We start from the raw sequence: 13,216 nt of genomic DNA on the forward strand, positions 1-13,216 counted from the left end.
TTTAATCTTTCTTCTTAATCCCTCTTCCCTTAATTGGGGATGGTCCTGCATACTTTCGTATGGTATCTCGAGACACTCCCGTTAACTCCATAATTTTGTTGTGTGACAGCGCTTCTAGTCTGGCTAACTCAATAGCCAGTTTTTGTCGAGACGATTTGTCTAAACTAGGCAAGCCTTTAATCGCCATTTCTATAACCGCGTGGGCCGGACTCGCGTTTTCCAAGACCGTATATCGGCGTAATGCATTAATCGAACGTTCTACATCAGATAGAGACATCCCATAAACAGAAGAAGCTAACAAATCAACCCATTTTTCAAATAAGGCGATATCTGCGCCTAAAAATCGCCTAACGGCAGTTGCTAGGACATTGCCCTGGGGCGTCTCAAATGTCAAGACTGCATCAAAGCGACGCCATAAAGCTGGATCTATCAGTTCAGGATGATTTGTTGCAGCCAAGAGTAGACCTGAATCAGGCCATGCATCAACTTCTTGCAAAATTGCAGTAACAAGTCGCTTTAACTCCCCAACATCCGACTCATCACTGCGGCGCTTTGCTATAGCGTCGATTTCATCAAGCAACAAAACAGCTTGATTTTGCTTTGCGTGGTCAAAAACGGCCCTCAAATTACTACCGGTTTTGCCAAGCAAACTACTCATTACAGTTGTTAAATCCAGCACCCATAATGGTTTACCCAGTTGGTTTGCAATCCAGCGAGCAGAAAGCGTTTTTCCTACCCCTGGAGGGCCTACCAAAATTGCTGACCGTGTAGGCCTTATTCCGTGAGCTGCGAGACGATCCCGCTCCCGCCTCTCGCGTATCAAAGATTGGACATGCGCAAATAATGCGTCTGGCAGCAACGGTTCAGATATCCCATCTAAATCGTCAAAAACTCGAATAAGGGATTGCCTAGAGTCCGCATCCATTGGCATTGCAGAGGAGTCTGATACAGCCATACTTCGCCTCAGCACAGCAGGGCCGTGCGATCGCGTCCGAGAGGCTTTTAACGTGGAATCTAGCTGCTCTGCCAAGGCTGGTCGAAGGGTTCGGTATTTACGAACCAGCTTAGCAACCAAAAGTCGGACATCCTCATTCGCCCCACTGGAAGACAGCCTCGCCAAATTGGCTAAATCAGTTTCTATTTCTGAAAAATCGTCAATTGAAGTCATGTTACCTCTGTAAAAAAGCGAGGAAATTGAAATTTAATTGACGAATTATATGGCTAATTTTAAACTTCTTCGTAAAGAAGGTTTTCTATGGTCGGATTTTTGATTGCTAACTAAAAAGCCTTTATTCACATAAAAGTCACTAGTTAGGTGGCATTTTTGAGAACAAAACAAACATGGGCAACAGCTACCGAATAGCGGCATGCAGCAAAAAAAGGGCCGTAAGGCCCTTTTTTATGGTGCAAAAACGCACTGCGCTTACAGCCAAACTTCGCTCAACCCCAAATCACTGAACGCATTGCAATCGATGCAAGCTGGTAGCCATCGTTAAAAAACTCAACGGGCTCATCCGCTTCGGCGGCCCCTGCTGCGTACAGCAACGGCAAAAAGTGGTCGTAGCTTGGGTGGGCCAATTGCGCCAGTTGACCTTGCGATTGAAAGTCGACCAGCGCATCCAAGCGCCCCGCGCTGATCTGCGCGCCCACCCATTGGTCAAACGCAACCACCCACTCGTAGGCTTGCTCGTCGGCAGCAGCGCGGTTGATGGCACGCAGGTTGTGCACCGTGTTGCCACTGGCCACGATGAGCACACCTTGCTCGCGCCAGGCACGCAGCTGTTGGCCCAACGCAAAGTGCTCTGAAGGTGGCCGGTGGTAGTCGATGCTCAACTGCACCACCGGAATGTCAGCGGCTGGAAACATGGGCTTTAACACCCCCCAAGCCCCATGGTCCAACCCCCACTCGGTCAAATCCACACCCACCGGCAGACCCGTGTTCGGCTGGCGCAGTTGTTGTGCTGCTTGGGCTACCCACTCTGGAGCGCCCATCACTGGGTATTGCTGATCAAACAGTTCTTGCGGAAAACCACCAAAATCGTGAATCGTTTTGGGCTTATCCATGCCTGTGAGCCACCAACCTTGCGTGATCCAGTGCGCAGAGATACATAAAATCAGCTTTGGCTTAGGCCAGCGCACGCCGAACTGCGCGCCCAGCGACTGCCATGCACGACGATAGGGCCCCTCCTCAATCACGTTCATGGGGCTGCCGTGACCGACAAAAAGAACTGGCATTCGCGTGGTGTGTATTGACGTGCGCATCAGGGTCTAGGACAAATGGTTATAAAAAGTAAATTGGAGGACAGCCTCCATTTTTAACCAAGCAACAACTGCTATATTGCATTGCAACAATTTTTGAGACAGAACCATGCTTTACCAAATCTTCGAAACTCAACGTAGCCTGATGGAACCTTTCGCAGACTTTGCACAGGCTGCTTCTAAACTTTACGGTCAAACCAATTCACCCATCGCACAAAACCCGATGGCGCAGCGTGTGTCTGCAGGCTACGACTTGCTCTACCGCCTGGGCAAGGACTACGAGAAGCCTGCATTTGGTATCAAGTCCGTGGAAGTCGAAGGCACGGAAGTTGCCATTCATGAACGCATCGAAATGGACAAGCCATTTTGTGAGTTGCGTCGCTTCAAACGCTTCACAGACGACGCAGACACACTGACCAAGCTCAAAGCACAACCCGTGGTGTTGATCGTGGCTCCACTGTCCGGTCACTACGCCACTTTGTTGCGCGACACGGTGCGCACAATGCTGCGCGACCACAAGGTCTACATCACCGACTGGAAAAACGCGCGACTGGTTCCCTTAAGCGAAGGCGAATTCCACCTCGACGACTATGTGAACTACGTGCAAGAGTTCATCCGCGATTTGCAAAGCAAGTACGGCAATTGCCACGTCATGAGCGTGTGCCAACCCACCGTCCCCGTCTTGGCTGCAGTGTCACTCATGGCCAGCCGTGGCGAGAAAACGCCGATTACCATGACCATGATGGGTGGCCCTATCGATGCCACCAAATCACCCACGGCCGTGAACAACCTGGCCATGAACAAGAGTCACAACTGGTTCGAAAACAATGTGATTTACCGCGTGCCCGACAACTTCCCAGGTGCAGGTCGTCGCGTGTACCCAGGCTTCTTGCAACACACAGGCTTCGTGGCCATGAACCCTGATCGCCATCTGAAGAGCCATTACGACTACTTCAAAGACTTGATCAAGGGCGACAACTCCAGCGTCGAATCACACCGTGATTTTTACGACGAGTACAACGCGGTGCTCGACATGGATGCGGATTACTACTTGGAAACCATCAACACCGTGTTCCAAGAGTTCAAGCTGGTGCGCGGCACATGGGAAGTCAAAAACCCGCAAGGCAAATTGGAATTGGTGCGCCCACAAGACATTCACGCCACAGCTTTGCTAACCGTGGAAGGCGAACTCGACGACATCTCCGGCTCAGGTCAAACCGAAGCTGCTCACAAGCTGTGTAGCGGCATCGTGCGCAAAGAGCACCACCATTTGGAAGTCAAAGGTGCAGGCCACTACGGCATCTTCAGTGGTCGTCGTTGGCGTGAAGTGGTATACCCACACGTCAAGAGCTTCATCTTGGAACACAACAACGGCCAGGGCAAATCAACAGCTAAGCCCAAAGCAAAAGTTGCAGTCAAGAAAGTGGTCGCCACCAAAGCCGCCGCTAAGCCTGCAGCCAAAAAGGCAACGACTGCGAAAAAGTGAGTCTGGTCGAACAGATCAACAACGCCCTGCCACAAACGCAATGCACGCGCTGTGGCTACCCTGACTGTCAGCGCTACGCCGAGGCCATCGTCCAAGGCGAGGCTGACATCAACCAGTGCCCTCCAGGCGGCACAGAAGGCGTTGAACGGCTGGCAGCCCTCACCGGCAAGCCAGCCCTCCCCCTGAACCCTGAAAACGGCTTAGAAGGCCCTCGCACCATCGCCATCATTGATGAGGCGTGGTGCATTGGCTGCACGCTATGCATTGCGGCTTGCCCCACCGACGCCATCGTGGGCGCGAACAAGCGCATGCACACCGTGGTGGAGCCCTACTGCACCGGCTGCGAACTGTGCATTCCTGCTTGTCCGGTGGATTGCATTTCTCTCGAACCCATCGACATCAACCTGAGCGGCTGGGCCTCATGGCCGCAAGAGCTGGCCGACTTGGCACGTCAACGCTACGACACGCGCACAGCACGACTCAAACGTGAAGCCGTTGAACACGATGAGCGGCTGCAAGCCAAAGCATTGAAAAAGCTCGCCGATTTGCCCACACACACCAAGGGCACGGAGCACGCCCCCGAGGTCGATCGCAAACGTGCGATCATTGAAGCCGCGCTCGCCAAAGCCAAGGCGCGTCAAGCTACAAAAACTTGAGTCTTGGTGAGTGCATATGGGTATCTTCTGCCCACTCGTGACATTTCATATTTCCATGCACATCAAACTCACTGCACGCAGAGAATTACTGCTTCTTTTGTCGCTCGCTGGCATTCAGTTCACACACATTGTGGACTTCATGATCATGATGCCGCTGGGCCCGCAGCTCACCAGCTTGTTTGGCATCAGCTTTGCTGAGTTTGGTTTGTTGGTCTCGGCTTACACAGTGGCAGCCGGTCTGTCTGGCTTGTTTGCCACCACCTTCATCGACCGCTTTGACCGCAAGCACTTGTTGCTGACGCTGTACGTGTTATTCGCGCTCACCACCGTGGCCTGTGGCGTTGCCCCCACCTATGGCTGGTTGATGGCTGCACGCATTGCATCTGGCTTTTTTGGGGGCGTGTTGTCCACCATGACGCAAACCATCATTGGTGACGTGGTGCCGTTCGAACGCCGTGGACGCGCCACTGGCATTGTGATGACATCCTTCTCGGTCGCTACCGTGGCCGGTGTGCCTGCAGGTTTGTTATTTGCCAACCTCTGGGGATGGCACGCCGCTTTCTTTGCCATTGGCGTGATGTGCGTTGCTGTAGGCGTGTTGGCTAATTACAGCGTGCCACAGCTCAATGCCCATGTGGCCCATGCCAAAGACAAGCACGTGCTGCATGCCATGGGCCAAGTGCTGAGCGAATCGAACCAACGCATGGCCTTGCTGCTGTCTGCCACCATGATGTTTGCAGCCTTCACCATCATTCCGTACATCACGCTGTATTTGCAAAACAACCAGATCATGGCGTCTAGCGAAATTCCATGGCTGTACTTTTGTGGCGGCGTGGTGACGCTGTTCAGCGGACGCTGGGTGGGTGGCGTGACTGACCGCTTGGGCAAACGCCAAACCTTTCAACGCGCAGTGTTGTTCTCGATCATTCCGATGTTTGCCATCACGCTGATCGAACCTGTGCCGTTGTTTGTGGTGCTGTTGGTCACCAGCACCTTGTTCTTTGCCATGAATGCCCGCATGATTCCGGGCATGGCCTTGCTCACATCAGCTGCCAATCCCAAATTTCGCGGCACCTTCATGTCACTCAATGGCGCGGTGCAGTCATTTGCCATGGGTGTGGCCGCATGGGTCGGTGGCATGCTGTTGCAAAACGAACCGAGCGGACAGGTGACGCACTATTGGTTGTGCGCTGTGGTTGCCTCGTGTGCTTCTTTGCTGGCTCACGTGCTGGCCAAGCGTGTATCGATGCACGAGTGAGCTTAGTTCCTCAACACAATGCGTGATAGACCATGAAAAAGCCGCTCAGTTGAGCGGCTTTTTCTTTTCGCGTATTCAAAGAGGACACAGCGAATTCGTGATGCGAATGTTAGGCGTGAGAAGCCGCCAAGGCCGCAAAAGCCTTCACCACTTCAGGTGGTGCTTGCACCAACTCGATCAACACGCCTTCGCCACCAATGGGGAACTCGTCGTTCGCTTTGGGGTGCATGAAGGTGATGTCAAAGCCAGCAGCGCCTTTGCGGATGCCACCGGGTGCAAAGCGCACGCCTTGTGCTGTGAGCCATTCCACGGCCACGGGTAAGTCATCGATCCACAAACCAATGTGGTTCAACGGCGTGGCGTGAACCGCAGGCTTTTTCTCGATGTCCATGGGCTGCATCAAATCGACTTCGACCTTGAAGGGGCCGACGCCGATGGCGCAGATGTCTTCGTCCACATTCTCGCGTTCGCTTTGAAACGTGCCCGTGACTTCGAGGCCAAACATGTCCACCCACAGCTTTTTCAAGCGACCCTTGTCAGGGCCGCCGATGGCGATTTGTTGAATGCCGAGGACTTTGAATGGGCGCTGAGAATTCGCACTCATTTATTCAAACTCCACAATCATTTGATCCACTGTCAGTGATTCGCCCTTAGCAGCCACCACTTTCTTGACCACACCGTCTGCGGCTGCAAACAACACGTTTTCCATCTTCATCGCTTCGATGACGGCCACGCGTTCGCCGGCTTGCACTTTTTGGCCAGGGGCCACAGACACTTCAACCAACAAGCCAGGCATTGGCGAGATGACGTACTTGCTCAAGTCAGGTGGTGCTTTGAATGGCATGAGTTTGTGCAACTCGGCCATGCGGGGCGACATCACCAAAGCTTCAATGCGCGTGCCATTGTGTTGCACTTGCAAAGCCAAGGGGTTCTTCAACGTGCCGCGCTCAACCTGTGCTGTGAAAGGCTTGCCATTGCAAGTGCCTTCAATGCGAATGTCGTTCAAGCGTGAGTTGCTTTCAATCGCATAGGTTTTGCCAGCGATGGTGATTTGAGCGACGCCAGGCTTGCCTGCAAACTCATCCACATGCACTTGCACGTAGCGGTTGTCGCCGTTATGACCCAACTCGACCACCGCGTAGTCTTGGCCAATCTTCACGTCGTAGCCAGGCAACTGACCGCTGAGGTTGGCAGCGCGTTGACGTGACTTGCGACGCACAAAGGCAGCCAAAGCAGCCAAGAAATCGTGGTCATCGTGTGGCACGTCTTCGGCACGGAAACCGTGGGCGTAGTGCTCGGCGATGAAGCCAGTGTTGAACTGACCCGTCACAAACTTGGGATGTGCCAACAACGCAGCTTGGAACGGAATGTTCGAGCTGATGCCACGGATGACAAAGCCGTTCAAAGCTTCGCGCATTTTGGCGATGGCTTCATTGCGGTCTTTGCCGTGCACGATGAGCTTGGCGATCATCGAGTCGTAGAACATCGGGATCTCGCCACCGTCTTGCACACCGGTGTCCACACGCACGCCGTGCAGGTCTTGGGTGTTGCCTTGGAACATGCTTTGTTTCGGCGTTTGGAAACGCACCAAACGGCCTGTGGAAGGCAAGAAGTTACGGAAGGGATCTTCTGCGTTGATACGGCACTCGATGGCCCAGCCGTCGCGCTTGACGTCAGCTTGGCCAAAGGCCAGCTTCTCGCCTGCGGCAACACGAATCATTTGCTCCACCAAGTCCAGGCCAGTGATGGCTTCGGTCACGGGGTGCTCCACCTGCAAACGGGTGTTCATCTCGAGGAAGTAGAAGTCTTGGTCTTTACCGACCACGAATTCGACCGTACCAGCGGACTGGTATTTCACAGCCTTGGCCAAGGCCACGGCTTGCTCACCCATCGCTTTACGCGTGGCGTCGCTGATGAATGGCGATGGTGCCTCTTCGATCACTTTTTGGTGACGACGTTGGATCGAGCACTCGCGCTCGTTCAAATACACCACGTTGCCGTGTGAGTCGCCCAACACTTGAATTTCAATGTGGCGTGGCTCGAGCACGTATTTCTCAATGAACACGCGGTCATCGCCGAAGCTGTTGCGGGCTTCGTTACGGCAAGAGGTGAAGCCTTCGAGGGCCTCTTTGTCGTTGAACGCCACGCGCAAGCCTTTACCACCGCCGCCAGCCGAAGCCTTGATCATGACGGGGTAGCCAATGCCTTTGGCAATTTCAACAGCCTTCTCAGGCGTTTCAATCGCATCGTTGTAGCCAGGAATGGTGTTGACCTTGGCTTCGAGCGCCAGCTTCTTAGAAGCAATCTTGTCGCCCATCGCCGCGATGGAGTGCGCCTTGGGGCCGATGAAGGCAATGCCCTCTTCTTCGCAACGCTTGGCGAAGTCGGTGTTCTCGCTCAAGAAGCCGTAACCGGGGTGAATGGCTTGTGCGCCAGTCGCCTTCGCGGCTGCGATGATTTTGTCAGCCACAAGGTAAGACTCGCGTGAAGGCGCTGGGCCCAACAACACGGCTTCATCAGCCAGTTGTACATGACGTGCTTCTTTGTCAGCTTCAGAGTAAACAGCCACAGTTTTGATGCCCATCTTGTGAGCGGTGGCGATGACGCGGCAAGCGATTTCGCCACGGTTTGCAATCAGAATTTTCTTAAACATGTTCTTCTTCTCCTAGCGGCTTAGAGCGGAATGTTGCCGTGCTTGCGCCATGGGTTGTCGATCTTCTTGTCTTTCAACATCACGAGCGAGCGGCAGATGCGCTTGCGTGTTTCGTGCGGTTGAATGACGTCGTCGATGAAGCCGCGTGCGCCAGCCACGAAGGGGTTGGCAAAACGGGCTTTGTATTCAGCTTCGCGAGCCGCGAGTTTTTCGGGATCGTTCTTGTCTTCGCGGAAGATGATTTCCACCGCACCCTTGGCACCCATCACCGCGATTTCGGCGTTAGGCCATGAGAAGTTCACGTCGCCGCGCAAGTGCTTAGAAGCCATCACGTCATACGCGCCGCCATAGGCTTTGCGGGTGATGACCGTGATCTTGGGCACGGTGCACTCAGCGTACGCGTACAGCAACTTCGCGCCGTGCTTGATGATGCCGCCGTACTCTTGTGAGGTACCGGGCATGAAGCCAGGCACGTCAACAAACGTCACCACGGGAATGTTGAACGCATCACAGAAGCGCACAAAACGTGCGGCCTTGATAGAGCTCTTGATGTCCAAGCAACCAGCCAACACCAAAGGTTGGTTCGCCACGATACCGACAGTTTGGCCTTCCATGCGGGCAAAACCAATCAAGATGTTTTTGGCGTAGTCGGGTTGCAGCTCAAAGAAATCACCATCGTCCACGGTTTTGACGATGAGTTCTTTCATGTCATACGCTTTGTTGGGATTGTCTGGCACCAAGGTGTCCAAGCTGATGTCCATGCGATCTGATGGATCACCGCTGGGGCGCACTGGCGCTTTTTCTTTGTTGTTCAGTGGCAAGTAGTTGTAGAGGCGACGCAGCATGAGCAAAGCTTCCACGTCGTTTTCAAAGGCCATGTCGGCCACACCACTCTTGGTGGTGTGCGTCACCGCGCCACCCAACTCTTCAGAAGTCACTTCTTCGTGGGTCACCGTCTTGACCACATCAGGACCGGTCACGAACATGTAAGAGGTGTCCTTGACCATGAAGATGAAGTCGGTCAACGCAGGTGAATACACCGCGCCGCCTGCGGATGGACCCATGATCATGCTGATCTGAGGCACAACACCGCTGGCCATGACGTTGCGTTGGAACACTTCGGCGTAACCACCCAAAGCAGCCACACCTTCTTGAATACGTGCGCCGCCCGAGTCGTTCAAACCAATCACAGGTGCACCCACCTTCATGGCTTGGTCCATGATCTTGCAGATTTTCTCAGCGTGTGTTTCAGACAGAGAGCCACCGAGCACGGTGAAGTCTTGGCTGAACACAAATACCAAACGGCCGTTGATCATGCCGTAGCCAGTGACCACGCCGTCACCTGGAATCTTGTCATCGCCCATGCCGAAGTCGGTGCAGCGGTGCTCCACAAACATGTCCCACTCTTCGAAGGTGCCTTCGTCGAGCAACACCTCAATGCGCTCGCGGGCTGTGAGTTTGCCCTTGGCGTGCTGCGCGTCAATGCGCTTTTGGCCGCCACCCAAGCGGGCCGCAGCGCGCTTTTGTTCCAGTTGTTCGATGATGTCTTGCATGGTTGCTCTTTCTTTACTCCAGGAAGATTTCACATTCAGCCCTGTGCTTGGTAAGCACTGAGCAGCTGTCTCGCCGCGGTGGAGGCAGCCAGCTGCCCCGCGCCCACTTGTTGGCTCAAATCGGGCAACAGCGCTTGCACACGCGGCTGCGCCCGAAAAGTTTGTTTTAGGCCTGTGTCGATGCGCTCCCACATCCACGACAGCGCTTGTTGTTGGCGTCGAATGCCAAAGCGCCCATTGTTGACTTGCAGGCCTTTGAATTCGCTGACAGCGGTCCAAAAAGCGTCAACACCCTGCCCTAACAAGGCGCTGATCTTGACCACTTTGGGGTGCCACTGCGTTTCGTTGTGGTGCATGTTGTCGGGGTTGCCGTGCATGCCCAACAAACGCAAGGCGCTGGTGATTTGAGCTTCTGCGCGGGTGGCAGCATTCAAGTCGATGTCCGACTTGTTGATGACCACCAAATCAGCCAACTCCATCACACCTTTTTTAATCGCTTGCAAATCGTCGCCAGCATTAGGCAGTTGCAACAAGCAGAACATGTCGGTCATGTTGGCCACCGCCGTTTCGCTTTGGCCCACGCCCACAGTCTCCACAATCACCACGTCATAGCCGGCTGCCTCGCACACCAACATGGACTCTCGCGTTTTTTCGGCCACGCCGCCCAAGGTGCCACTGCTGGGGCTCGGACGAATGTAGGCATCGGGGTGCACGCTCAGGTGCTCCATGCGCGTTTTGTCGCCCAAGATAGAGCCGCCCGAAACGGTTGACGAAGGGTCCACCGCCAACACCGCCACGCGGTGGCCTTGCTTGATGAGAAACAAACCCAAGGCTTCGATGAAAGTGGACTTGCCCACACCGGGCACACCGCTGATGCCCAGTCGAAACGACTTGCCGGTATGCGGCAGCATGGCAGTGAGCAACTCGTCGGCCAAAGCGCGGTGGTCAGGACGTGTGGATTCGAGCAGCGTGATCGCTTTAGCCATGGCACGACGTTGCACGGGTGCAGCCCCGTGCAAGATGCCGTCCAAAAGCTGTTCAGGCGTCACGCGCTGTGTTCCGTCTTGACCGAGGGCTGATTAGCCCACTGCCTTTTTGATTTGTTCCAGCACATCTTTCGCGCTGGCAGGAATCGGCGTACCTGGACCGTACACACCCTTGACGCCAGCTTCGTACAAGAAGTCGTAGTCTTGGCGAGGAATCACGCCGCCCACGAACACGATGATGTCGTCGGCGCCTTGCTTTTTCAGCTCAGCGATGATGGCGGGCACCAGAGTCTTGTGACCGGCGGCCAGTGTGGACACGCCCACGGCGTGCACGTCGTTTTCAATCGCTTGGCGTGCGCACTCTTCAGGCGTTTGGAACAAGGGCCCCATGTCCACGTCAAAGCCCAAGTCGGCGTAGGCGGTGGCCACCACTTTGGCACCACGGTCGTGGCCGTCTTGGCCCAGCTTGGCGATCATCACACGGGGGCGACGGCCATGTTGGTCAGCAAATTCGGCGATTTCGGTTTTCAGTTTGTCCCAGCCTTCGGCGGAGTCGTAAGCAGCTGCGTACACACCAGTCACCTTTTGTGTGTCGGCGCGGTGGCGCCCATAGATTTTTTCCAAGGCGTCAGACACTTCACCCACGGTGGCGCGCAGACGAATGGCCTTGATCGACAAGTCGAGCAAGTTGCCCTCGCCGCTCTCAGCAGCAGCGGTGAGGGCAGCCAAAGCAGCTTGCACCGCCGCATTGTCGCGCTTGGCTTTGATGTTGTTCAAGCGTGTAATTTGTGAATCACGCACTTTGACGTTGTCCACTTCCAAGATCTCGACTGGATCTTCTTTGGCCAACTTGTATTTGTTCACGCCCACGATGACGTCTTTGCCAGAGTCGATGCGCGCTTGCTTTTCAGCAGCAGCGGCTTCAATCTTGAGCTTGGCCCAACCGCTGTCCACGGCCTTGGTCATGCCGCCCATGGCGTCAACTTCTTCAATGATGGCCCAGGCTTTGTCGGCCATTTCTTGCGTGAGTGACTCCATCATGTAAGAACCGGCCCATGGGTCCACCACATTGGTGATGTGGGTCTCTTCTTGAATGATGAGCTGGGTGTTACGTGCAATGCGTGCGCTGAATTCGGTAGGCAATGCAATCGCTTCGTCCAACGAGTTGGTGTGCAGGGACTGGGTGCCGCCGAACACGGCTGCCATCGCTTCGATGGTGGTGCGCACCACGTTGTTGTAGGGGTCTTGCTCGGTGAGCGACCAGCCAGAGGTTTGGCTGTGCGTGCGCAACATGAGGCTCTTGGGGTTCTTGGCGTCAAAACCCTTCATGATGCGGCACCACAGCAAACGTGCGGCACGCATCTTGGCAATTTCCAAGTAGAAGTTCATGCCCACCGCCCAGAAGAAGGACAGGCGGCCAGCGAAGTCGTCCACGTCCATGCCTTTGGCGATGGCGGTCTTCACGTATTCCTTGCCGTCAGCGAGCGTAAACGCCATCTCCAGCGCTTGGTTGGCACCGGCTTCTTGCATGTGATAGCCAGAGATCGAGATCGAGTTGAACTTGGGCATGTTCTTGCTCGTGTACTCGATGATGTCGCCAATGATCTTCATTGACGGCTCGGGCGGATAGATGTAGGTGTTGCGCACCATGAACTCTTTCAGAATGTCGTTCTGAATCGTGCCGGAGAGCTTGTCTTGCGAGACACCCTGCTCTTCAGCAGCCACCACATAACCGGCCAGCACGGGTAGCACAGCGCCGTTCATGGTCATGGAGACAGACACTTTGTCCAACGGAATTTCGTTGAACAAAATCTTCATGTCTTCCACCGAGTCAATGGCCACACCGGCTTTGCCCACGTCGCCCGTGACGCGGGGATGGTCAGAGTCATAGCCACGGTGTGTGGCCAAGTCAAACGCGACCGACACGCCCTGCCCGCCTGCGGCCAGTGCCTTGCGGTAAAACGCGTTGGATTCTTCAGCGGTGGAGAAGCCTGCGTACTGGCGAATCGTCCAGGGGCGCACCGCGTACATGGTGGCCTGAGGGCCGCGCAGGAAAGGCTCAAAGCCTGGCAGTGTGTTGGCGTAGGGCAGATTGGCCGTGTCTTCGGCTGTGTAGAGCGGCTTGACGCTGATGCCATCGGGCGTGAGCCAGTTCAGGCTTTCCAGTGGCTTGTCCTTGAGCGATTTGGCAGCGGCTTTCTGCCAAGCTTCGAGGTTGGAGGCGTTGAATTCAAAGGGCTTTTGGCTCATATCTGGTCACTCTCTAAAAAGACTGATGTGCAAGGTTAACCTGCTGGGCACATGGATCATCAGCGATCATATCATTCATAATTATTGATTCAAAATCTTATTCAGGCTTACAATT

At 54.7% G+C, this 13,216-nt stretch carries 10 protein-coding genes; 3 read left to right on the forward strand and 7 right to left on the reverse strand.

Annotated elements, in window-relative coordinates; all coding sequences use genetic code 11:
- Position 1: 1 nt before the first annotated feature.
- A complete protein-coding gene (locus QMG27_RS07730) occupies positions 2-1,168 on the reverse strand; it encodes an ATP-binding protein (protein WP_281810489.1) in 1,167 nt (388 codons plus the stop codon).
- Between the two features lie 272 nt (positions 1,169-1,440).
- Positions 1,441-2,262 (reverse strand): 4,5-DOPA dioxygenase extradiol, encoded by an 822-nt coding sequence (ygiD, locus tag QMG27_RS07735; protein ID WP_281810490.1) that lies wholly within the window; start codon positions 2,260-2,262, stop codon positions 1,441-1,443.
- 106 nt (positions 2,263-2,368) lie between these two features.
- Between ygiD and phaZ the strand changes: the two genes are divergently transcribed.
- Genes phaZ through QMG27_RS07750 form a run of 3 tightly spaced genes read left to right on the forward strand, consistent with a single transcriptional unit; the run spans position 2,369 to position 5,659 of the window.
- The gene (gene phaZ / locus QMG27_RS07740) at positions 2,369-3,745 is read left to right on the forward strand and encodes a polyhydroxyalkanoate depolymerase (protein ID WP_281810491.1); all 1,377 of its coding nucleotides are present in this window, start codon (positions 2,369-2,371) and stop codon (positions 3,743-3,745) included.
- Positions 3,742-4,401 (forward strand): electron transport complex subunit RsxB, encoded by a 660-nt coding sequence (gene rsxB, locus QMG27_RS07745; RefSeq protein WP_281810492.1) that lies wholly within the window; start codon positions 3,742-3,744, stop codon positions 4,399-4,401. Before phaZ ends, rsxB begins: the two co-directional genes overlap by 4 nt.
- A gap of 55 nt (positions 4,402-4,456) precedes the next feature.
- Positions 4,457-5,659 (forward strand): MFS transporter, encoded by a 1,203-nt coding sequence (locus QMG27_RS07750; RefSeq protein WP_281810493.1) that lies wholly within the window; start codon positions 4,457-4,459, stop codon positions 5,657-5,659.
- A gap of 109 nt (positions 5,660-5,768) precedes the next feature.
- On the opposite strand, the gene QMG27_RS07755 is transcribed toward QMG27_RS07750, so the two are convergent.
- From QMG27_RS07755 to scpA, 5 genes are read right to left on the reverse strand one after another with little or no spacing between them, the layout of a single operon-like run.
- Entirely contained in the window at positions 5,769-6,263 is a 495-nt protein-coding gene (locus tag QMG27_RS07755; protein ID WP_281810494.1) for a VOC family protein, read from the reverse strand.
- The gene (locus tag QMG27_RS07760) at positions 6,264-8,312 is read right to left on the reverse strand and encodes an acetyl/propionyl/methylcrotonyl-CoA carboxylase subunit alpha (protein WP_281810495.1); all 2,049 of its coding nucleotides are present in this window, start codon (positions 8,310-8,312) and stop codon (positions 6,264-6,266) included.
- A 20-nt stretch (positions 8,313-8,332) separates the two neighbouring features.
- On the reverse strand, positions 8,333-9,865 hold the full coding sequence (locus QMG27_RS07765; RefSeq protein ID WP_281810496.1) for an acyl-CoA carboxylase subunit beta: 1,533 nt from the start codon (positions 9,863-9,865) through the stop codon (positions 8,333-8,335).
- Positions 9,866-9,900: 35 nt separating this feature from the next.
- Entirely contained in the window at positions 9,901-10,914 is a 1,014-nt protein-coding gene (gene meaB / locus QMG27_RS07770) for a methylmalonyl Co-A mutase-associated GTPase MeaB (protein ID WP_281810497.1), read from the reverse strand.
- A gap of 30 nt (positions 10,915-10,944) precedes the next feature.
- Positions 10,945-13,101 (reverse strand): methylmalonyl-CoA mutase, encoded by a 2,157-nt coding sequence (gene scpA, locus QMG27_RS07775; RefSeq protein WP_281810498.1) that lies wholly within the window; start codon positions 13,099-13,101, stop codon positions 10,945-10,947.
- Positions 13,102-13,216: the final 115 nt, after the last annotated feature.

Source organism: Limnohabitans sp. MORI2, assembly GCF_027925025.1.
Classification (GTDB): domain Bacteria; phylum Pseudomonadota; class Gammaproteobacteria; order Burkholderiales; family Burkholderiaceae_C; genus Limnohabitans.